The following is a 21,579-nucleotide window of genomic DNA, read 5'->3' on the forward strand; positions in this document are numbered from 1 at the left end:
GACGTTTTGCCGATAAGAAAACCCGCCTGATGGCGGGTTTTCTGTTTATCGCCCTGCAGTGCGACGGGTTCGGACTTTTTTTCCATTTTCAGCCACGTCTCGTTTCCTTTTGCGTTACTCTGGTACGCGTATGATAAGAAGCACGACGCTTCATGTTTTGAATAATAAGACAACGCTGTAAACAGGGAACGCATGGAAATATTCTTTACCATACTCATCATGACCCTCGTGGTTTCGCTGTCCGGGGTGGTTACACGCGTACTGCCCTTCCAGGTTCCACTACCTTTAATGCAAATCGCCATCGGTGCGCTGCTGGCCTGGCCTACCTTCGGTTTGCACGTTGAATTTGACCCTGAACTCTTCCTCGTGCTGTTCATCCCGCCGCTGCTGTTTGCCGATGGCTGGAAGACGCCGACTCGCGAGTTTATCGAGCACGGCAGGGAGATCCTTGGCCTGGCGCTGGCGTTAGTGCTGGTGACGGTGGTCGGGATTGGCTTCCTGATCTACTGGATTGTTCCCGGCATTCCGCTGATCCCCGCTTTTGCGCTGGCGGCGGTATTGTCGCCAACCGATGCCGTGGCGCTTTCCGGCATTGTGGGGGAAGGGCGCATCCCGAAAAAAATCATGGGCATTTTGCAGGGCGAGGCGCTGATGAACGACGCCTCCGGCCTGGTGTCGCTGAAGTTTGCCGTGGCTGTCGCGATGGGCACAATGGTCTTTACCGTTGGTGGCGCGACGGTAGAGTTCCTGAAGGTGGCAATTGGCGGCATCCTTGCGGGCTTCGTGGTGAGCTGGCTGTACGGCCGCTCAATGCGTTTCCTCAGCCGCTGGGGCGGCGATGAACCGGCTACGCAGATCGTCCTGCTGTTCCTGCTGCCGTTTGCCTCATACCTGATTGCTGAACATATCGGCGTTTCCGGTATCCTGGCGGCGGTGGCGGCGGGGATGACCATTACGCGTTCCGGCGTGATGCGCACCGCGCCGTTGGCCATGCGCCTGCGCGCCAACAGCACCTGGGCGATGCTCGAGTTTGTGTTCAACGGCATGGTCTTCTTGCTGTTGGGCCTGCAATTGCCCGCGATTCTTGAGACGTCGTTGGTGGCGGCGGAGGCCGATCCGAACGTCGAAACCTGGATGCTGTTTACCGATATCATCCTGATTTACGCGGCGCTGATGTTGGTACGCTTCGGCTGGTTATGGACGATGCGCAAGCTCAGCCAGCGCTTCCTGAAAAAGAAACCGATGGAATTTGGCTCCTGGACGACCCGCGAGCTCTTGATTTCCTCGGTGGCGGGGGTGCGCGGTGCGATAACCCTCGCCGGTGTGCTGTCTATTCCGCTGCTGCTGCCGACGGGCGAAGCCTTCCCGGCGCGTTATGAGCTGGTGTTTCTCGCCGCAGGGGTGATTCTGTTCTCGCTATTTGTGGGCGTGGTGGCGTTGCCGATTTTACTGCGTCATATCGAATCCACCGACCACGTGCAGCAGCGTAATGAAGAGCGGCTGGCACGCGCGGCGACGGCGGATGTGGCGATTGTCGCCATCCAGAAAATGGAAGAGCGTCTGGCGGCGGATAGCAACGAGAATATCGATAACCAGCTGCTGACCGAGGTCAGTTCACGCGTCATTGGTAACCTGCGCCGTCGCGTCGACGGGCGTAACGATGTGGAAACGTCGATGCTGGAAGAGCAGCTTGAACGGCGTTTCCGCCTGGCGGCGCTGCGCTCCGAGCGCGGGGAGTTGTACCATCTGCGCGCGACCCGGCAGATCAGTAATGAGACCTTGCAGAAGCTGCTGCACGATCTCGACCTGCTGGAAGCGCTGTTAATCGAAGACGCGTAATACGGATAAAGCGTGTGCCGACCAGTTCCCTCTCCCCTATGGGGAGAGGGTGCGCACCGTGCCTAAACTTCTACTCCGGCAGCTTAAACCCCTCACAGCACTTCAGCCATGCCTGGGCGCTGTGAGACAAATAGACCCCTTCCCGCCAAATCATCCCCAACTGCCAGCGCAGCTCGCTTTCCAGCGGCAGCCAGCGCAGCGTTTTTTCATCCAGCTTGCGGCAAATCGGCTCCGGCAGAATCGCCACGCCGACGCCCGCCTGCACCATCGCCGCCAGAAAGTCCCACTGTCCGCTGCGTACTGCAATACGCGGCTTAACGTCATGGCGAGCAAACAGCTGCATCAGCTGGCGGCTGAGGGCGAAATCTTCGTTATAAATCAGCAACGGATGTGCGGCTAACTGCGTCGGCGATACCGACGTTTGTTCCAGCCATTCGCCGGAGCGGGGCACCAGCACGCACAGCGGGTGGCTGAACAGCGGCAGGGTCGTCAGCGCGCTTTCCTCTTCAACCGGCAGCGCGGTCATTGCCAGATCCAGCTCGCCGTTCATCACCGCCTGCTGCACCGTCAGGCCGCCAAATTCGGAGATTTTCAGTTCGACGCCCGGGTAGCGCTGGCGGAACAGGCCGATCGGCCCCGCCATGAGCATGCCGACCATGGGGGGAATACCAAGGCGCAGCACGCCCTTGTTGAGGTGGTTAATATCGCTCAGCTCGGCCTCCAGCTGGCGGAATTCATCAAGAATGGCCAGCCCGCGCTCAAATACCACTTGTCCGGTATCGGTCATCAACAGCTTGCGGCCGTCGCGAATCAGGAGGGTACAGTTCAGCTCATCTTCCAGGTTTTTGAGCATCTTACTGATTGTTGGTTGCGTAACGTAGAGTTTCTCCGCCGCCCGGGTAAAGCTCTGCTGGCGAACGACTTCAACAAAGTAGCGCAGCGTTCTTATGTCCATGATTATGCCTCTAAACTATGCTACCGATGAGTTTAATTCATTTCTGTCATCATCGCGGCCTCACTATACTGTGCGCCTGTGATTTTTTCTGGACATTCCTCCATGGCTGAGGCCTTAGGGCGTGTTGTGCCCTCCGTGTTAAACCGTCTGCAGGTGCCGGTGCAGGTTGTACTGTACGCCGGGCTGTTTGTTTTCGCTGAATATCTGGTGAGCTGGTGGCATTTGCCGCTGCCTGCCAATCTGGTCGGTATGGTGCTGCTGCTGGCGCTGATTGTTTGCCACGTGGTGCCGCTCAAATGGGTTCGCGCGGGCTCACGCTGGCTGCTGGCCGAGATGCTGCTGTTCTTTGTCCCGGCGGTGGTCGCGGTGGTGAATTACGCTCAACTGCTGATGGTCGACGGCTGGCGAATTTTCCTCGTTATCGCGCTGAGTACCATGATGGTGCTGGGAGCAACGGCGTGGGTGGTCGACAAAGTGTATCGCTACGAACTGAAGCGGATGCGTAATGAATAATTTTCAGCTGAGCGTCCTGTGCCTGGTGATTACCCTGGTACTCTATTTTGCCAATAAGCGCCTGTACCGCCGCTTTCGTAAGCTGCCGCTGATGCCGCTGGTGCTCACCCCGGTGCTGCTGGTGTTAATGCTGGTGTTTGGCCATATCTCCTACCAGAACTATATGGGGGAAGCCCACTGGCTGCTGTGGCTGCTGGGGCCGGCGACTATCGCCTTTGCTGTGCCGGTGTATGACAATCTGGCCATTATCAAACGCCACTGGATGTCGCTCTCTGCTGGGGTGATCACGGCGACGGTCGTGGCGGTGACCAGTTCGGTGTGGTTGGCGCGGCTGTTTACCCTGTCGGATGAAATCCAGCGCAGCCTGGCGGTGCGTTCCATCACCACGCCGTTTGCACTGGCGGCAGCGAAATCGCTTGGCGGTCAGCCGGAGCTGGTGGCGTTGTTTGTGGTGGTCACCGGCGTGTTCGGTATGGCGATTGGCGACGTGCTGTTTTTACGGCTTTCCATTCGTGAAGGGATGGCGAAGGGTGCGGGCTTTGGCGCAGCGTCGCACGGCGCGGGGACCGCGCGTTCCTACGAGCTGGGCCCGCAGGAAGGCGTGGTGGCCAGCCTGGTGATGATGCTCTCCGGGGTGGTGATGGTGCTGGTGGCCCCGTTGGTTGGCTGGATTATGTTTTAAGGCTTAACGGGTCACGCGCCGCACAATCCGTTCCACCTGCTGGCGGAAGTCGGCGGCGACCTGCGCCGGCGTTTGCTTGCCCATGTCGAGTTTTTCACGCGCTGACGTGAACTGGTCGATCACCTGCAAATCCTCAATAAACGGCGTAGCGACGACGGTGGTATGGAGCGACTGCGCCTGGCGTAGCCCGGCGACGACCGGATCGTTCGGGTCAATCACGCCTTTCTCGGTTAATAGCATTTCCGCCGCTTTATTCAGCGGAATGCCGCGCTCCAGCCCCAGCGCTTCCACCGACTGCGGATCGCTGACCAGGAAATTTAGCAGTATCGCCGCCTCTTTCGGATGCTTCGTCGATTTCGCTACTGAGAACATCTGCGACGTTTTGAAGTAGACGCCCGACTCTTCCGTCCCTGGCTGCATCACATAGTCGCCCAGCACCAGCTTCGCCGGCGGCGTCATGTTGTTGGCAAACATGCGAATGGTGATATTCCACGTGAACAGACCGCCCCATTCGCCGTTTATCCACGGCTTCATCTCATACAGATTGCCTTTGCCGTAGGAGGAGAGTCTTTTTGGCGCAGGCAGCACGTGGTCGTCGCTCAGGCGCTTGACGAAGCTGAATGCCTCACTCCACTCCGCATCGTTCCAGGTAAATTTGCCGTCGCTGTTAAACATCGGTTTCTGATGCTTCTGCATCATGTAAGCGTTGAGCAGGAGAATCACATCCTGATCGACCATGGTGTAGGGATAGTAGTTGTCGCCGAGCTTCTGCTGGAACACCTTTCCGGCGGCAAAAAACTCATCCCAGGTTTTTGGATACGCCAGCCCGGCCTTTTTCCAGGTCACGTCGTTATAGTAAAACACCGGCGCATTGACAGAAATCGGCAGGCCGTTGAGCTTGCCTTTGACGGTGGTGGACTGCAGATCTTTGGCCTGATACTGGCTGAAATCGAGCTCGTCTTTAAGCTTATTGAGGTCGTAATAGCCTTCACCGTTTTTGGAGAAGATGATCAGCCACGGCCAGTTGGTCTGCATCACGTCCGGCTCGGTGCCGCTTGCCATCTGGGTGGTCAGGCGCGAAAGGTGCCCGTCCCAGCCGGTATATTCGGCTTTCACTTTGATATCGGGATATTTTTTCTCGAAGGCTTCCAGCGCCTTGAGGGTCGCCTGGTGGCGGCTATTGCCTCCCCACCACGACATGCGCAATTCGACGGGCTGTTGTGCCCAGGCAGAGGTACAGGAAAATAACAGTGACGCGATAACACCTGATGCGATTTTATTCATTATTGTCTCCGGGACAGAGGCAGAAATCGTGTTATGAAACAGGTGAGTAACTGCAAAATACTGACCAGTCGCTTCGGCGCGGCTGTCTGCCGCGCCGGAATGCGCTTTAGCGTTTCGCCAGACGGGAAACCAGTTCGAACTCCTTAAAGTTCACCGGGCGCTGTTGCTGCATGGAGATATTGCCCGCGATACCGGTGAGAATGGACATCGCCCCCGCGCGATGGTCTGCCGCGCGCTGTAGCGGGTCGTTGCCCGGTTCGCCGAACAGGTCCGCCAGCATGGCGTTGTCGCCGCCGCCGTGACCGCCTTCGCCCAGGCTGAACTCCGCTTTCCAGGGTTCGGCGAACATCGGGAAGACGGTGATATCGCACTGCTCCAGGCTGCCTTCGTTTTCGCGCTTGCCGCCGGCGTTAACGTAGGATTTCTCGACGATTTTCATCTCCAGGCGGCCTTCGGTGCCGTTAAACACCACGTTCAGCCCTTCCCACGGCAGGTAGGCGTTCAGCGAGTAGGTGAGCTGCACCTGGTTCTGATACTTCACCAGCACCGACATGGTGTCTTCGATGGTAATACCATCGCTGAACACGCTCTGGTCACGGAAGTAGTTATCTTCATGCTCGGCGTCGAGATACAGCGCCTTCAGTTGGGCGTTGTCCGCCATATTCAGCGCGAACGGGTCGTCCTTCGCTTCGGCATAGCCGTGGGCGCGGGGGTAGAATTGAGTCACGCCGCGTTTTTCCGCGTTCTCCTTGCCGTAGAACTGCAGACTGCCCTCGGCGTAAACGCGCTCAGGGTAGCTGGCCAGCCAGAAGTTCATCAGGTCGAAATGGTGAGTCGATTTGTGCACCAGCAGGCCGCCGCTGTTGCGTTTTTCACGGTGCCAGCGACGGAAGTAGTCCGCGCCGTGCTCGGTGTTGAGCAGCCACTCGAAGTGAACGGAGGTCACGTTGCCGATCGTGCCCTGCATCAGCAGTTCGCGCACCTTACTGTGGTGCGGCGCGTAGCGGTAGTTAAAGGCCACGCGCACCGTGTGCCCGCTCTCCTCGATGGCGTCCAGAATGCGCAGCGCGCGCTTCTCGTCGATGGTCATCGGTTTTTCGGTGATCACGTCACAGCCCGCGTGCAGCGCGCGGACGATGTAATCATCGTGGGTGCGGTCCATGGTGGTGACGATGACGATATCCGGGCGAGTCTCGCGGATCATCTCTTCAAACTGCGCCGCTTTCCAGGTGGAGACCGGTTCGGCTCCTTCTTTTTGCAGCAGCGTATTGGCGTAGTTCATACGAGTTTGGTTAGTGTCGCAAAAGGCGACCATCTTCGCATTCTCGCGCCATTGCCCGCCAATAGCGGAAATATATAAACCGGCACGACCACCAGTACCGACCAGCGCATATTTTTTCATGACATCCTCGATTATGATAAGCACATATTTATTTGCAGGGTGAGACGATGAAACGTATTCCACATCAATTGATGGAGCTGAATAGCACCTTTATCTGGCACTGGCCCTGGTTTATTCAGGGAGTGAAAAGTGCGAAACAGCACGGTTTCACTGGCATCATCCTGCACCAACAGGAACTGCTTTCTATTCTTGCGACGCCCTCGCCGTTAAGTCTGAAACTGAACGTCGAGAACCTTATTCATCAGCAAAATTACGCGTTGCAGTATTTAAAACGCGTCGATCGTTATCTGGCAGAAAATAACCTTTCGTTCTGGCTGCAGGGAGAAGCGGCTCCCTCTGACGACATTATTAAGCGCAAATTCCCCGAGCTGGCTTTTGATGAAAAAAGCGCGCCGGATTTCTGGCAACATTTCTATGCCGCGATATTTTCGCCGCTGCTTCCCGCACTGCCGCATTTAAGCGGCGTAGTGCTTGGCTTAACGACGCCCGCCTTTCAAACGGCAGGCTGGCAGCAGGGGCTGTATAGCGTATGGAGCCAGCTGCGCAGCTTTGGCAAAAAGCTGGTGCTGCGCGATTTCATTGATGACAGCTGGCCGCGCCAGCAGCTGGCGACGGTACTCTCATCTTTGCCTGATGATGTCCGCGCCGCCGTTAAAGCGACCGAAATCGACTATCATCCCGGCTTTGCCAACCATCCTCACATCGTCGCGCTGCCAGGCCATAAAAAGTGGATCGAATACGACCTTGTCGGCACGGGCTACGGCTGGACGGCGCTGCCCTGCTATCTGGCGGACGAAATCAGCGGCCGCCTGAGCTGGGCCATCAGCGCCACCGGCAACGAAGTGGAGGCGATTACTTCCCGCGTTAGCTGGCAATGGATGCCAGACAGCCGGGTGATGGATTCAGCGAATAGCATCAATCTGCTGGGCCTGATGGCGGCTAACCAGACCACCGATGGCGCTACGCTGTCGGTCTTCGATCGCTGGGCCGAGCAGCGGCAGCTGCGCTTTCGCGCCATCCAGGACCGGCAACGGCTCGCGTCGCTGTTTTACTCCAGCTACGACTGGCTGTGTAAAACGCCTAACCTGCTGGGCCGACGTCTGCATTATCAGAGCCAGGTGCCGGACAGTGTCTCTCAGGCGCAGCAGGTACTGCATATGGACACCCGCAGTGCCAACTGGCTCCAGGCCTGGCAACCGCTGATACCGGCGGACGATCCCGCGCAAGGTCAGGAGCAACGGCAGCTCATCCGTCTGGAAAAAGAGGCCGCCTGTTTCCTTGCGGCCAACGCGGTACAAACGCTGCGCGAAATCATGCCGCGTATTACCTGCCCTGACGATTCGCTGGAACTTTTGTTCGCCGCCTGGCGCAACGCGGAAGTCTATAGCCAGATGTTCTCACGGGTGACCAGCGCAATGGTCGATCTGCTATGGCGCGATCGTTACGGCGATGATTCGCTGCCTGCTGATGTGCTGATTCAACATCAGAGCCAGCTTCTGCGCTATGTCGATACGCTGGAACGCTGGCTGACGTCACCGCCTGCCGGGAGCCCGCTGTTTCTGCCGCTGTTATTAAGCCCTCAACGTCTGGCCCGCTTTGCGCGCAGCCTGACCGAGTCCGAATACACTCAGCATAAAAAGTGAGGACTGAAATGTCGCGCATCGGCGGGGTACACAGCGGCGATTCGCGATAACAGGCGGTAAAAATGAGGTGTTGGTCACGATAGGTAAAAATTTAAGGTGATCAACATCATCTTTTCCCCTTTGTTAATCGTGATAGCGGTCACCTGACTCCGATATTTTTGTGACCTTGATCAGCGCGCCGATTTCCTGAGAATGCGTTCGGCCCGGTGGACAAATTCATCTGCCGCTTGCTCCGGTGTCTGCCTGCCGTAATCCATGTTTTCGCGGGCGGCGACAAACAGCGCGAGGATCTGAAAATCCTCCATCATTGGCGTGGCGCGCTGGTGGCTACCAAGCGCGACAGCCTGATTTAGCCCGGCGACAATCGGGTCCTGCGTATTGATGGTGCCGTTATCCGTCAGCGTTTTCACGGCGATTTTGCTCAGTGGAATGCCGCGCTCCAGCGCTAACGTGGTAACGGCCTGTGGGTCATTAAGCAGGTAGTTGAGCAGCATCGCCGCCTCTTTCGGGTGCCTGGTGTGACGGCTGATGGTGAACATTTGCGACACTTTAAAGTAGATACCCGCCTCCTTTGCCCCCGGCAGCATCAGATGCGGGCCGAGCGCCAGCTTCGCGGGTGGCGTCAGGTTACTGACGTAGGCGCGAATCACAATATTCCAGGTGTAGGCGCCGGCCCACTCTCCTGCAATCCACGGTTTCATTTCATGAAAGGTGCCTTTGCCAAATGAGGCGACATATTTCGGCCCCGGAATCACGTGCTCGTCGACCAGCCGCTGAATAAAGCGGAAGGCTTCACGCCACTGCTCTTGATTCCAGGCAAAATGGTAGCCATCGTCGGTGAACATCGGCGTATTGTACTTCTGTGTCATGTAGCTGTTGATCATTAGCATGACGTCCTGGTCGACCAACACCAGCGGGTAGTAGCGGTCACCGAGCCGCTGCTGGAAGATTTTTCCGGCGGCGAAAAGGTCGTCCCAGGTTTTCGGATAGGGAAGGCCCACCTTGCGCCAGGTTTCGGTGTTGTAATAGAACACGGGGGCATTAAGCGAGATGGGCAGGCCGTTGAGTTTGCCGTTAATGGTGGTGGACTGTAAATCCTGCGCCGAAAACTGGCTGAGATCGATAACCTCTTTCAGCGCGTTGAGGTCGTAATAACCGTTCCCGTCGCGGGAAAAGAGCGACAGCCACGGCCAGTTGGTCTGCATGACGTCCGGTTCAGTGCCCCCCGACATTTGCGCTGACATTCGCGCCAGGTGCCCGTCCCAGCCGGTATTTTCCGCTTTTACCGTGATTGACGGGTAGCGTTTCTCAAACGCCTCCAGCGCGGCGTTGGTTTGCTGCTGCCGGGCTTTACCGCCCCACCATGACATGCGCAGTACAACGTTATCTGCGCAATGGACAGGGAAAACGGTGCCCAGCCCGGCGAATATAAGACATATATATAAGAGTCCTGTTTTCATTCTGTTGGGTTCCATTTAAATTGATAAAGTAATTAAATTGGATTTCATGTATTTGTTGAAAAAATAAATTTTGCAGATTTTCGTTTAGCATAAATGGTCAGTTGAAAATTAAATGGTTGGCGACGAAATAGTTATGTTCTGAGCCGGTGGGTGTTTTACTTATGGATTTATGGTCACGAAATTAAAATATTTATTGTGATGGCGCTCAGCGTGAGGCAAGAGAAAGTTGTGATATTGGTCGTTATATCGAAAATGAAATGTGACCGTTAACGACCTTTGACAATAATCACGTTATTTCTGTCGTGGCTCACAGATTTTACTATTTCAAACTTATCTACTGCATTCGATTCTCTCCCTTCTTATATAAAGGACTATCGCATGCTCAGCTTTGATGAAAAATTGCTGCGTGATATTGACTATCAGCTGCAAAAAATAAACGAGAATATCTACACGCCGCGAAGCACATTAACGGTCGAGGGCTTTATCACGCCAGAACCGGTGCCTTTTACCCAGCGCCATCAGGGAGAGCCGCACGTGTTTCGCCTCGGTGAGCGCTGGGGCAAACTGTGGGACTGCGCGTGGGTGAACGTACGAGGTGTGGTACCGGAAAGGATATCGGAAGACGAGGTGGTGATATTGTTCGACTGCGGCGGCGAGGCGCTGGTTGTCGAAGCCGACGGCACGCCGCGCAGGGGGTTGACCAACGTGGATTCCACCTTTGAACCCAGCCTTGGACAGGCGGGGAAAGTGGTGCTGCAACTGGATGGCGCGCGCGAGATCGATCTGTGGCTGGAACTGGCCTGCAACGATCTTTTTGGATCGCTACGTAGCGGCGTGCTGGCGCAGGCGCATATCGCAACCTGCAACGTGCCGCTGCGCGATCTGTATTACGACGCCTGGGTGCTGGCCGATCTGCTGAAGTGCCTGGAACGATCCTCCGCCCGTTTTAAGCGAGTGCTGGTGTGCCTGAGCGAAGCGCTCAACGGGCTGACTTGCTACACCGCCGATGCGGTGGCGGCCTGTCGGCAGGCGCTGGCGGTCGAACTGCTGAAGCAAGGCGGCGACCCGACGCTCAGCGTCGTCGGCATCGGTCATGCGCATATCGACCTCGCCTGGCTGTGGCCGATTCGCGAAACCAGGCGCAAAGGTGGGCGGACCTTCGCCACAGCGCTGGATCTGTTAGCGCGCTACCCGGACTATCACTTTGGCGCCAGCCAGCCGCAGCTGTTCCAGTGGGTTAAAGAGGATTACCCACAGCTCTATGCGCGGGTGCAGCGTCAGGTGCGGGAAGGGCGCTTTGAAATTCAAGGGGATATGTGGGTTGAGGCCGATACCAACGTCCCCTCCGGCGAATCACTGGTGCGGCAATTCCTTTACGGACGGCAATTCTTTCTGCGCGAATTTGGCCGCGCTACGCAGATGCTGTGGCTGCCGGACGTCTTCGGTTACAACGCCAACCTGCCACAGATTATGCAGAAGTCTGGTATTGACTACTTTATGACGCAGAAGCTGTCGTGGAACGAGCATAACGCCTTTCCCCACCATACCTTTATCTGGCACGGCATTGACGGCAGCGGCGTGCTGGCGCATATGCTCCCGGAAGAGACCTACAATGGCCCAGCGGCGCCACGCAGCATCCGGCGTATTGAAACGTCCTACCATGAAGCGGGGGTATGCGATAAGGCGCTGATGTTATTTGGTATTGGCGACGGCGGCGGCGGCCCCGGCGAAGAGCATCTGGAGCGGCTGCGGCGAATGAAAAATCTCAGCGGTATTGCGCCGGTCACACAGGGTTATGCCATCGACTTTTTCCACCATATCGCGCAGGGCCGTGAGCGTTATCCTCACTATCACGGCGAGTTGTATCTGGAAAAACATCAGGGGACGTTGACGACGCAGGCGCGAAATAAGTGGTTCAATCGTAAGCTGGAGAACGCGCTACGTGAGCTTGAGCTGGTAGCCAGTCGCCGATGGTTTCACGGTGAAGGGGACTATCCTGCTGCACGGCTTGACGCGATCTGGCGCGAAATGCTGCTGTATCAGTTCCACGATATTCTCCCTGGCTCATCCATTACGCGGGTGTATGACGAATCCGTTGACCGCTATCAAACGCTGCTGGCAGAGGTCGAACAGCTGATTCGCGCCAACCTGACGCAGCGCGGCGCGTTTGTCATTCATAATCTGAGCGGTTTCGATCGCGAGGAGTGGCTGATGCTGGCGGATACGCCGATGCGGGTGGCCGTTCCGGCATTTGGCTATCGGGTCATTGATGAAGCCGTAGCTGCGGTGTTGCCGGATATTATTGCGCAGCCGCAGCGTCTGGAGAACGACCTGCTGCGAGTCGACTTTAACACGCAGGGGCATATTGTGGCGCTGGTGGATAAACAGGCCGGGCGTTCGTTGCTGCAGCCTGACACGGTCGGCAATCGGCTGGCAGTGTATGACGATATCTGCGGCAACTGCTGGGATATCGATATCACCTATCGCCAACGTGAACCGGACTGCTTTGCACTGGTGGACACGACGGCCTATCAGGAAGGCGCGGCGGCGGTGGTTGAACAGCACTATCGCTACGGCCACTCCACCTTAACGCAGAAAATCAGCCTGTTGCCCGGCAGCAAGCGGCTGACCTTTGAGACCCGTGTCGACTGGCATGAAAGCGATAAAATGTTGCGTACCGCTTTCGCCGTTAAGGTGTTGAGCGAACGCGTCAGCTGCGATATTCAGTTTGGCAAAATCCAGCGTAGCGCCCGCGTTAACAACGTCTACGATGCGGCGCAGTTTGAAATCTGCGCGCATAAATGGATTGACTATTCGCAACCGGACTACGGCGTGGCGCTGCTCAACGACAGCAAGTATGGGCATTATGCCAAAGACGGCGTGCTGGATCTGAACCTGCTGCGCTCGCAGCGTTACCCGGGGGAGAACGCTGACGCCGGCGAGCACCGTTTTTCCTACGCGCTGTTCCCGCACTGCGGTGATGAAGTGGTGGGACTGGTTAACCGGGAAGCGTATCTGTTCAACAATCCGCTGCGAGTATGCACTGGCGAGAAGGGGCAGCCAGAGGCGAGCGGCGCGTCGTTTATCGCCTGTGACTCGCCGCATATCTGCCTGGAGACGGTGAAGCGCGCGGAGAACGCGGACGCGCTGGCGCTGCGCGTCTACGAGTTTGACGGTGTACAGGCGACGACGACGGTCCAACTGCCGGACGGTATTTCGCGCTGCTATATTGCCAACCTGATGGAGGTGGTAGAAGAGGAGATTGCCGTGGCGGAGGGCTGCGTGACGCTGACGTTTACGCCGTTTGAGATTAAAACGCTGCTACTGATGCGGTCGTAAGCGCGTTTAAAAATGGGGGGAGGAGTATTCGCCTTCCCCCTTAAAAGGGGGGCGCAAAACGCACGTACTCCAAACGCCCCCCCGTTTCCCTTTGAGGTGACACCAACGTCGCTAACTCCGCGCTGCAGACCGCTTCATCAATCGCTCAGCCTTGGCGACAAAGTCATCCGCCGCCTGATCCGGCGTCATCCTGCCGTAGTCCATATTCTGCCGCGCCTCCTGGAAGAAGGACTGCATTTTTTGATCTTCCATCCACGAGGTTGCCGTTGATTCCGAGGTAAGCTTCTGCGCCGTTTTAAACCCGGCGACGGAGGGATTTTCATCGGTCAGGGTGCCGTCGTCGGTCAGCGTTTTCACCGCTATTTTGCTCAGCGGAATGCCGTTTTCCAGCTTGATGGCGGCAATCGCCTGCGGATCGTTAAGCAGGAAATTCATCAGTTTCGCCGCCTCTTTTGGATGCTTTGTGTCTTTGCTGATGGCATAGGTCAGCGACACTTTGAAGTAGGCGCTGGCGTTGGTGGCGCCGGGGTACATCACATAATCGCCCAGCACCAGCTTCGCCGGTGGCGTCAGCTTTGGCGCGTAGTACTGGATCACCACGTTCCAGGTGTAGGTGCCTGCCCATTTGCCGTCCTGCCAGTATTTGGTGTCGATAAAGTCAAATTTGCCGAATGAGGCCAGGTATTTTGGGCCGGGGATAACGTGGTCGCTTACCAGCCGCTGAATAAAGCGGAAGGCTTCACGCCACTGCTCTTGATTCCAGGCAAAGTGATTGCCGTCGGGGGTAAACATAGGCGTATTGTATTTCTGTGACATATAGCAGTTCACCATCAGGAACGTATCCTGATCGCCAAAGATAAGCGGGTAATACTCATCGCCGAGCTTTTCTTTAAACACTTTCCCTGCGGCAAAAAGGTCATCCCAGTTTTTCGGGAAGGCCAGCCCGGCTTTTTTCCAGGTTTCGGTGTTGTAATAAAAACCCGGCACGTTGAGTGAGATCGGAATGGCGTTCAGCTTGCCGTTAATGGTGGTCGACTTTAACTCTTTGGCCGGGTATTGGCTCAAATCAAAGGTGTCGCTGAGCGTGTTGATATCGTAAAAACCGTCGCCGGTGCGGGAAAATATCGGGAACCAGGGCCAGTTAATCTGCATCACGTCCGGGGCAATACCACCGGATATTTGCGTGGTCATCCGCTCCAGATAGCCGTCCCAGCCCATATATTCGGCGTTCACTTTAATGCCTGGGTTGCGTGCTTCAAATGCCTGTAGCGCGTTAAGCATCACCTCGTGCCGTGATTTTCCGCCCCACCATGACATTCTTAGCGTGACGTCCTGCTGGGCGAAGGCGACGCTGGTCGCCAGCAGACTACTCATTCCTATTACGCTGGCACAGATTAGACGTTTCATGAATTATTGCTCCTGTAGGATAGGCGAAATGAATTAATAAGTGTTTGTTTTTGTTATTCACTAATAATATTAGCCACGGGAGCATAGAAATATTTAGCCGAGCGGCAGGGAACAATAAATGCGAATTCTGGCGGGGAAGCGGGAAATAGACGGGGATGGAATGTTCTTCACAACCTGGAAATATTTAATGTGAAGCTGGTGGCTTATTTCGCGCAGGTCGCTGTGATAGATCTCACCTCAGGGGCGATAAACTGTGATCCCCGGCCATAAGGCCGGGGAAGATGACATTAATGCGCACGGCCCTGGTCGATGCCCAGACCGGTCTGCGAACGGATGAACTGCGCGCGGAACTGCTCGCGTTCACGATTACCTTCTTCGGAGTTATCGGTGGCGGAGAAGAACCAGATACCGATAAAGGCGATGGCAATGGAGAACAGCGCCGGGTACTCATACGGGAAGATCGCCTTCTCGTGGCCAAGGATCGTCACCCAAATAGTTGGGCCGAGGATCATCAGCACCACCGCTGTCAGCAGGCCCAGCCAGCCGCCGATCATGGCGCCACGAGTGGTCAGTCTTGACCAGTACATGGAGAGCAGAATGATCGGGAAGTTGCAGCTTGCCGCGATGGAGAACGCCAGACCCACCATAAACGCGATGTTCTGATTCTCGAACAGGATGCCCAGCAGAATCGCCACCACGCCCAGCACCAGTACGGTGATTTTCGAGACCTTCAGCTCTTCACGCTCGGTCGCGCCTTTCTTGAAGACGTTGGCGTACAGGTCGTGAGAGACCGCTGAAGCACCGGCCAGCGTCAGACCCGCAACCACCGCCAGAATAGTGGCGAAAGCGACCGCAGAGATAAAGCCCAGGAACAGGTTACCGCCCACGGCATCGGCCAGATGAACCGCCGCCATGTTGTTACCGCCAATCAGCGCGCCCGCCGCGTCTTTAAACGCCGGGTTTGCCCCCACCAGCATGATCGCGCCGAAGCCGATGATAAAGGTCAGGATGTAGAAGTAGCCCATAAAGCCGGTGGCGTAGAACACGCTTTTACGCGCTTCGCCCGCATCGCTCACGGTGAAGAAACGCATCAGGATGTGCGGCAGACCGGCGGTACCAAACATCAGTCCGAGGCCCAACGACAGCGCCGATATCGGGTCTTTCACCAGCCCACCAGGGCTCATGATCGCCGCGCCTTTCGGGTGCACCGCCATCGCTTCGGTGAACAGATTATTGAAGCTGAATCCGACGTGCTTCATCACCATAAAGGCCATAAAGCTGGCGCCGAACAGCAGCAGGACGGCTTTAATGATCTGCACCCACGTGGTGGCGAGCATGCCGCCAAACAGCACGTACATCACCATCAACACGCCGACCAGCACCACGGCGACGTGGTAGTTGAGGCCGAACAGCAGTTCGATAAGCTTACCCGCGCCCACCATCTGAGCAATCAGGTACAGCGCGACGACCACCAACGATCCGCAGGCGGAGAGCATGCGAATTGGCCCCTGCTTCAGTCGGTAGGAGGCCACATCGGCAAAGGTATAGCGGCCGAGGTTACGCAGGCGTTCGGCAATCAGGAACAGGATGATCGGCCAGCCGACGAGGAAGCCGAGCGAGTAGATCAGCCCGTCGTAGCCGGAGGTGTAGACCAGCGCGGAGATGCCGAGGAACGACGCCGCCGACATAAAGTCACCAGCAATCGCCAGCCCGTTCTGGAAGCCAGTAATGTTGCCGCCGGCGGTGTAGTAATCGTTACGCGAACGTACGCGCTTCGACGCCCACCAGGTGATATACAGCGTCAGGACGACGAAAATCAGGAACATGATAATCGCCTGCCAGTTGGTCGGCTGGCGTTCGACCGGGCCGCTCAGGGCATCCGCCGCGCTGGCCGCAAAAGGAAGTGTGGCGGCTAGCGCCGTCAGGACTTTCTTCATGATGCTTTTACCTCGCGCAGGACGGCCTTGTTCAGGCGATCGAATTCATTGTTAGCCCGCCAGACGTATATGCCGGTCAGAACAAAAGAAATCACAATAATGCCGATACCAATCGGAATGCCGCGGGTGACGCTGGTACCCGCGTGTAGCGGCGTGCCAAGCCAGCCTGGCGCGAAGGCGATGAGTAAAATAAAACCGACGTACACCACTAACATAATCAGCGATAAGAAGGTGGCAAACCGTTGCCGTTTTTCGACGAGCTCCCTGAAATGCGCACTACCTTCTATCTGCTGACAAATTTGATCATTCATCACAGAGTCTCCAGAGGTTTTTTGAGTCGTGTTTTTTGTTGTGCAAATCAGAACACCGTACTGTTCCTTCTTCCGCAGGAAGAAGGAAAGGGCGAGGGGCGGTGTACGGCGATGACACCCTCACCCCGGCCCTCTCCCGGTGACAGGAGAGGGGAAAGCCTGCTCTTATGACGGCATCGTGATGGCCTGCTTCTCTTCCAGCAGTTTTTCCACCACGCCCGGATCGGCGAGCGTTGAGGTATCGCCCAGGTTGCTGGTGTCGCCAGCGGCGATCTTGCGCAGAATGCGGCGCATGATCTTGCCTGAACGGGTTTTCGGCAGCGAGTCGGTCCAGTGCAGGACGTCCGGCGTCGCCAGCGGGCCAATTTCTTTACGCACCCAGTTACGCACTTCGGTGTACAGCGCTGGCGTTGGCTCTTCGCCGTGGTTCAGCGTAACGTAGGCATAAATCGCCTGGCCTTTAATGCTGTGTGGAATACCCACCACCGCCGCTTCGGCAATTTTCGGATGTGACACCAGCGCCGATTCGATTTCCGCGGTACCCAGACGGTGACCGGAGACGTTCAGTACATCGTCGACACGACCGGTGATCCAGTAGTAACCGTCTTCATCACGACGCGCGCCGTCGCCGCTGAAGTACATGTTTTTGAAGGTGGAGAAGTAGGTCTGCTCAAAGCGTTCGTGGTCACCGAACAGAGTACGCGCCTGGCCCGGCCAGGAGTCGGTGATCACCAGGTTGCCCTCGGTGGCGCCTTCTTGTGGATGACCTTCGTTATCCACCAGCGCTGGCTGCACGCCAAAGAACGGACGGCTGGCGGAACCGGCCTTCAGCTCGGTTGCGCCCGGCAGCGGGGTAATCATGAAGCCGCCGGTTTCGGTCTGCCACCAGGTGTCCATCACCGGGCATTTCTCGTTGCCGATCTGCTTCCAGTACCACTCCCAGGCTTCCGGGTTAATCGGCTCGCCGACGGAGCCCAGAATGCGCAGGGAAGAGCGGTCGGTGCCCGCGGTGGCTTTGTCGCCTTCCGCCATCAGCGCACGAATCGCCGTCGGTGCGGTATAGAGAATATTAACCTTGTGCTTATCCACCACCTGGCACATACGTGCCGGCGTTGGCCAGTTTGGCACGCCCTCGAACATCAGCGTGGTTGCACCGCAGGCCAGTGGCCCGTACAGCAGGTAGCTGTGACCGGTGACCCAGCCCACGTCGGCAGTACACCAGTAGATGTCGCCCTGATGGTAGTCGAAGACATATTTAAAGGTGGTTGCGGCGTACACCAGATAGCCACCGGTGGTGTGCAGAACACCCTTTGGCTTGCCGGTGGAGCCGGAGGTATAGAGGATAAACAGCGGATCTTCCGCATTCATCTCTTCAGGCTGGTGCTGGTCGCTGGCTTTCTCCTGCAGGTCGTGCCACCACAGGTCGCGGCCTTCATGCCAGTCGATATTGCCGCCGGTGCGCTTCAGCACCACGACATTTCTGATGGTTTTGACGTTCGGGTTTTTCAGCGCGTCGTCGACGTTCTTTTTCAGCGGTACGTTGCGCCCGGCGCGAACGCCTTCATCGGAAGTGATCACCAGGCAAGCGCTGGAGTCGATGATACGACCGGCGACGGCCTCCGGCGAGAAGCCGCCGAAAATCACCGAGTGGATCGCGCCAATACGGGCGCAGGCCAGCATCGCCACCGCGGCTTCCGGCACCATCGGCATATAGATAGCCACCACGTCGCCTTTTTTCACGCCCAGAGAGAGCAGGGTGTTGGCGAAGCGGCAGACGTCGCGATGCAGCTCGCGATAGGTAATGTGTTTGCTCTGAGTGGCGTCGTCGCCTTCCCAGATGATGGCGGTCTGGTCGCCACGTGTCGCCAGATGGCGGTCAAGGCAGTTCGCCGCCAGGTTCAGCGTGCCGTCTTCATACCACTTGATAGAGACGTTACCAGGCGCAAAGGAGGTGTTTTTGACTTTAGTGTAAGGGCGCATCCAGTCGAGGATTTTGCCCTCTTCACCCCAGAACGCATCCGGGTTCGTGACTGACTGGTGGTATTTGGTCTGGTATTGCTCCGGGTTAATCAGGCAGCGGTCTGCAATATTTGCAGGAATAGGGTGTTTGTGAATTTGGCTCATGCTTTTTTTCTCCTTGTAAGATGTTAATAATATGTCTCATAAAAGTTAATAACAGAGGTATATGGCGCTTTGTTTACTATTTGCGCGGCAGATCACGCAATAATGGAATTGTTCAAATAACGTTCATTTGATTCTTTGAACAAAAATAATTACGGAAGGGGATTTATAGAAAAGTCGCGAATTTTTTTGTTTTTATAACAAAAACTTATAAATAATTATTGGTAGAAATTAGCGGTAATATAGATTTGGCTGGTGAAAAGCTCTGAACTGAAAGGGTTGCATGAGACGCCATGCAGATGATACTGATATTGCGCGTTAAAAACCTCTAAAAGTAAACGCAACACAAATCACCCCCTTTCAAGTGGATACCATTCCCGTATGGCATGGTATTTTTCATTGAGGAAGTTTGCCGTTATGAAGAAAGCACGTGTCAGCTTAGCCTGGCAAATTCTTATTGCCCTGATTCTGGGTATTATTCTGGGTAGTTATCTGCATTATCATAGCGATAGCCGCGACTGGCTGGTTATGAATCTGCTGTCCCCTGCTGGCGATATTTTCATCCATCTGATTAAAATGATTGTTGTGCCGATTGTTATTTCGACGCTGATTGTCGGAATAGCCGGTGTTGGCGATGCAAAACAGTTGGGGAGAATTGGCGCTAAAACCATCATCTATTTCGAAGTGATCACCACGATTGCGATCATTATCGGTATCACCATGGCGAACGTGTTCCAGCCGGGTGCCGGTATCGATATGTCGCAACTGGCAACGGTGGATATTTCGAAATACCAAAGTACCACCGCAGAGGTGCAGAGCCACGCGCACGGCCTGATGGGAACCATCCTGTCGCTGGTGCCGACCAACATCATCGCCTCGATGGCGAAAGGCGACATGCTGCCGATCATCTTCTTCTCGGTGCTGTTCGGCCTGGGTCTCTCCTCGCTGCCGGCGACGCACCGTGAGCCGCTGGTGACGGTATTCCGCTCTATCTCGGAAACCATGTTTAAAGTCACCCACATGGTGATGCGCTATGCCCCTGTCGGTGTTTTCGCGCTGATCGCCGTGACGGTGGCTAACTTTGGTTTCGCCTCGCTGTGGCCGCTGGCCAAACTGGTGCTGCTGGTACACTTCGCGATTCTGTTCTTCGCGCTGGTGGTGCTGGGCATCGTGGCGCGCATTTGCGGGCTGAGCATCTGGATCCTGATTCGCATCCTGAAGGACGAGCTGATTCTGGCGTACTCCACCGCCAGCTCTGAGAGCGTTCTGCCGCGTATTATCGAGAAGATGGAAGCCTACGGCGCACCGGCGTCGATCACCAGTTTCGTGGTGCCGACCGGCTACTCCTTTAACCTTGACGGTTCCACGCTGTACCAGAGCATCGCGGCTATCTTTATCGCCCAGTTGTACGGTATCGACCTGTCTATCTGGCAGGAAATCGTGCTGGTGCTGACGCTGATGGTGACCTCGAAAGGGATCGCAGGCGTACCGGGCGTTTCCTTCGTGGTGCTACTGGCGACGCTGGGCAGCGTTGGGATTCCGCTGGAAGGCCTGGCGTTTATTGCCGGTGTGGACCGTATCCTCGATATGGCGCGTACCGCGCTGAACGTGGTGGGTAACGCACTGGCGGTGCTGGTGATTGCCAAGTGGGAACACAAATTTGACCGCAAGAAAGCGCTGGCGTATGAGCGCGAGATGTTGGGCAAGTTTGATAAAACCGCTGACCAGTAAATAGAGAAAAAGATAACGCCGGGCTTGCCCGGCGTTATTGTTTTTGGGATGGAAGTTGATGAACGTTTTGGTGGGCACGATGTGCCCCCTCTCCCTTTTTAAGGGAGAGGGCTGGGGTGAGGGTTTAACGCCGAATCGACATGCCCCTCACCCTAACCCTCTCCCCAAAGGGGCGAGGGGACCGGTCGATGCAATGTCGTTACTCCGCACTCAGCTTATCAAACTCTTCACACCCGGTATCAAACCCTTCCGTACAGCTCAAATTCAGCCACTGTAGCGCCTTCTGCTTGTTCGGCGTAATGAAGCCTTTCTCACCGCTGAGGAACATCATTCCGGCCCAGTATTCGGAGTAGCCAGTGCGCGAGAGCGACGAGCTGTTTTTGAAGTAGTCCGTCGCCTTCTCATCATCTTCTTTCACGCCGACACCGTTGGCGTAAATCAGCCCCAACAGCATTTGTGCGTCAACGGCGAAATCACTCTCGGCGTTCATCGACGCCTGCTGGAGTAGGGTAATCGCCCGTGGATAGTCGGTTTGCCCTGCCTGGCTGTTGATAAGAATACGCGCCAGGATAACGTCACCGGCACGGCTGCCCGCTTTGACGGCTTTCTCCGCCAGCGCTTTGGCTTCGGGATAGTCGAGGCTCACGGGATTAGTAATTTTGATCTGCGCCAGCAGGGCGCTGGCATCGGCATCGCCGCCGTCAGCGGCTTTTTGCGCCCAGAATTCGGCTTTACTCAGGTCGCCAGAGCTAAACCAGGTATCGGCCAGATAGTACTGCGCACGCGCATCTCCGGCCTTCGCGGCCTGCTGATACTGGCTGCCCGGCTCTTCCGCGTGGACCGCCAGCGCGGCTAGCCACAACAATGCTAAAAGTCGTTTCATCTTATTATGTAGGTAGTCGAGGAAGTGGGCAGTATAAAGAGATTGGCAGGATAAAAAAACGCCCCCGAATGG

General features: G+C 56.3%; 15 protein-coding genes. 6 read left to right on the forward strand and 9 right to left on the reverse strand.

Features of this window, described 5'->3' with window-relative positions; all coding sequences use genetic code 11:
- Positions 1-192: 192 nt before the first annotated feature.
- Positions 193-1,839, forward strand: coding sequence for a Na+/H+ antiporter (locus NNN71_RS02860; protein WP_064546690.1), 1,647 nt, complete (start codon positions 193-195; stop codon positions 1,837-1,839).
- 70 nt (positions 1,840-1,909) lie between these two features.
- Here the strand turns inward: NNN71_RS02860 and NNN71_RS02865 are convergent, their stop codons facing one another.
- Positions 1,910-2,794, reverse strand: coding sequence for a LysR family transcriptional regulator (locus NNN71_RS02865; protein ID WP_064546692.1), 885 nt, complete (start codon positions 2,792-2,794; stop codon positions 1,910-1,912).
- A 102-nt stretch (positions 2,795-2,896) separates the two neighbouring features.
- Here NNN71_RS02865 and NNN71_RS02870 point away from each other — a divergent pair, with 102 nt between their 5' ends.
- Positions 2,897-3,307 carry a CidA/LrgA family protein gene (locus NNN71_RS02870; protein WP_163447530.1) on the forward strand — a complete coding sequence of 137 codons (411 nt, stop codon included), beginning with the start codon at positions 2,897-2,899 and terminating at the stop codon, positions 3,305-3,307.
- Positions 3,300-3,989 (forward strand): LrgB family protein, encoded by a 690-nt coding sequence (locus NNN71_RS02875; protein ID WP_065356578.1) that lies wholly within the window; start codon positions 3,300-3,302, stop codon positions 3,987-3,989. The genes NNN71_RS02870 and NNN71_RS02875 overlap by 8 nt, the downstream gene beginning before the upstream one ends.
- Positions 3,990-3,992: 3 nt before the next feature.
- On the opposite strand, the gene NNN71_RS02880 is transcribed toward NNN71_RS02875, so the two are convergent.
- Positions 3,993-5,276: an ABC transporter substrate-binding protein gene (locus NNN71_RS02880; protein WP_442910501.1), complete on the reverse strand. Its 1,284-nt coding sequence runs from the start codon at positions 5,274-5,276 to the stop codon at positions 3,993-3,995.
- A gap of 103 nt (positions 5,277-5,379) precedes the next feature.
- A complete protein-coding gene (locus NNN71_RS02885) occupies positions 5,380-6,675 on the reverse strand; it encodes a Gfo/Idh/MocA family protein (protein ID WP_167577107.1) in 1,296 nt (431 codons plus the stop codon).
- Between the two features lie 47 nt (positions 6,676-6,722).
- Between NNN71_RS02885 and NNN71_RS02890 the strand changes: the two genes are divergently transcribed.
- A complete protein-coding gene (locus tag NNN71_RS02890) occupies positions 6,723-8,318 on the forward strand; it encodes a hypothetical protein (RefSeq protein WP_271457832.1) in 1,596 nt (531 codons plus the stop codon).
- A gap of 170 nt (positions 8,319-8,488) precedes the next feature.
- Here NNN71_RS02890 and NNN71_RS02895 read toward each other — a convergent pair whose 3' ends face one another.
- Complete coding sequence (locus NNN71_RS02895) at positions 8,489-9,778, reverse strand: ABC transporter substrate-binding protein (protein WP_163447526.1); 1,290 nt, start codon at positions 9,776-9,778, stop codon at positions 8,489-8,491.
- A gap of 378 nt (positions 9,779-10,156) precedes the next feature.
- Between NNN71_RS02895 and NNN71_RS02900 the strand changes: the two genes are divergently transcribed.
- Positions 10,157-13,117 carry an alpha-mannosidase gene (locus tag NNN71_RS02900; RefSeq protein WP_271457833.1) on the forward strand — a complete coding sequence of 987 codons (2,961 nt, stop codon included), beginning with the start codon at positions 10,157-10,159 and terminating at the stop codon, positions 13,115-13,117.
- 111 nt (positions 13,118-13,228) lie between these two features.
- Here NNN71_RS02900 and NNN71_RS02905 read toward each other — a convergent pair whose 3' ends face one another.
- From NNN71_RS02905 to acs, 4 genes are all read right to left on the reverse strand, one after another.
- Positions 13,229-14,524 (reverse strand): ABC transporter substrate-binding protein, encoded by a 1,296-nt coding sequence (locus NNN71_RS02905; RefSeq protein WP_271457834.1) that lies wholly within the window; start codon positions 14,522-14,524, stop codon positions 13,229-13,231.
- A gap of 287 nt (positions 14,525-14,811) precedes the next feature.
- Complete coding sequence (gene actP, locus NNN71_RS02910) at positions 14,812-16,461, reverse strand: cation/acetate symporter ActP (RefSeq protein ID WP_163447523.1); 1,650 nt, start codon at positions 16,459-16,461, stop codon at positions 14,812-14,814.
- Positions 16,458-16,772, reverse strand: coding sequence for a DUF485 domain-containing protein (locus NNN71_RS02915; protein WP_064546705.1), 315 nt, complete (start codon positions 16,770-16,772; stop codon positions 16,458-16,460). The genes actP and NNN71_RS02915 overlap by 4 nt, the downstream gene beginning before the upstream one ends.
- A gap of 165 nt (positions 16,773-16,937) precedes the next feature.
- Complete coding sequence (acs, locus tag NNN71_RS02920) at positions 16,938-18,896, reverse strand: acetate--CoA ligase (protein WP_167577102.1); 1,959 nt, start codon at positions 18,894-18,896, stop codon at positions 16,938-16,940.
- A gap of 414 nt (positions 18,897-19,310) precedes the next feature.
- On the opposite strand from acs, the gene gltP reads away from it, so the two are divergent.
- Positions 19,311-20,624, forward strand: a complete 1,314-nt coding sequence (gltP, locus tag NNN71_RS02925) for a glutamate/aspartate:proton symporter GltP (protein WP_064546709.1) — start codon at positions 19,311-19,313, stop codon at positions 20,622-20,624.
- A gap of 199 nt (positions 20,625-20,823) precedes the next feature.
- Here gltP and NNN71_RS02930 read toward each other — a convergent pair whose 3' ends face one another.
- Positions 20,824-21,507 (reverse strand): tetratricopeptide repeat protein, encoded by a 684-nt coding sequence (locus NNN71_RS02930; RefSeq protein ID WP_271457835.1) that lies wholly within the window; start codon positions 21,505-21,507, stop codon positions 20,824-20,826.
- Positions 21,508-21,579: the final 72 nt, after the last annotated feature.

Source organism: Kluyvera sp. Awk 3 (genome assembly GCF_028069715.1).
Taxonomy (GTDB): Bacteria; Pseudomonadota; Gammaproteobacteria; order Enterobacterales; family Enterobacteriaceae; genus Kluyvera; species Kluyvera georgiana_A.

What these genes read in the sequence shown, in the direction of transcription:
- NNN71_RS02860 (WP_064546690.1), top strand. Translation starts at nt 193, where the DNA reads ATGGAAATATTCTTTACCATACTCATCATGACCCTCGTGGTTTCGCTG.
- NNN71_RS02930 (WP_271457835.1), bottom strand. Translation starts at nt 21,507, where the DNA reads ATGAAACGACTTTTAGCATTGTTGTGGCTAGCCGCGCTGGCGGTCCAC.
- NNN71_RS02890 (WP_271457832.1), top strand. Translation starts at nt 6,723, where the DNA reads ATGAAACGTATTCCACATCAATTGATGGAGCTGAATAGCACCTTTATC.
- NNN71_RS02865 (WP_064546692.1), bottom strand. Translation starts at nt 2,794, where the DNA reads ATGGACATAAGAACGCTGCGCTACTTTGTTGAAGTCGTTCGCCAGCAG.
- gltP (WP_064546709.1), top strand. Translation starts at nt 19,311, where the DNA reads ATGAAGAAAGCACGTGTCAGCTTAGCCTGGCAAATTCTTATTGCCCTG.
- NNN71_RS02915 (WP_064546705.1), bottom strand. Translation starts at nt 16,772, where the DNA reads ATGAATGATCAAATTTGTCAGCAGATAGAAGGTAGTGCGCATTTCAGG.
- NNN71_RS02885 (WP_167577107.1), bottom strand. Translation starts at nt 6,675, where the DNA reads ATGAAAAAATATGCGCTGGTCGGTACTGGTGGTCGTGCCGGTTTATAT.
- actP (WP_163447523.1), bottom strand. Translation starts at nt 16,461, where the DNA reads ATGAAGAAAGTCCTGACGGCGCTAGCCGCCACACTTCCTTTTGCGGCC.
- NNN71_RS02895 (WP_163447526.1), bottom strand. Translation starts at nt 9,778, where the DNA reads ATGAAAACAGGACTCTTATATATATGTCTTATATTCGCCGGGCTGGGC.
- NNN71_RS02905 (WP_271457834.1), bottom strand. Translation starts at nt 14,524, where the DNA reads ATGAAACGTCTAATCTGTGCCAGCGTAATAGGAATGAGTAGTCTGCTG.
- NNN71_RS02900 (WP_271457833.1), top strand. Translation starts at nt 10,157, where the DNA reads ATGCTCAGCTTTGATGAAAAATTGCTGCGTGATATTGACTATCAGCTG.
- NNN71_RS02870 (WP_163447530.1), top strand. Translation starts at nt 2,897, where the DNA reads ATGGCTGAGGCCTTAGGGCGTGTTGTGCCCTCCGTGTTAAACCGTCTG.
- acs (WP_167577102.1), bottom strand. Translation starts at nt 18,896, where the DNA reads ATGAGCCAAATTCACAAACACCCTATTCCTGCAAATATTGCAGACCGC.
- NNN71_RS02875 (WP_065356578.1), top strand. Translation starts at nt 3,300, where the DNA reads ATGAATAATTTTCAGCTGAGCGTCCTGTGCCTGGTGATTACCCTGGTA.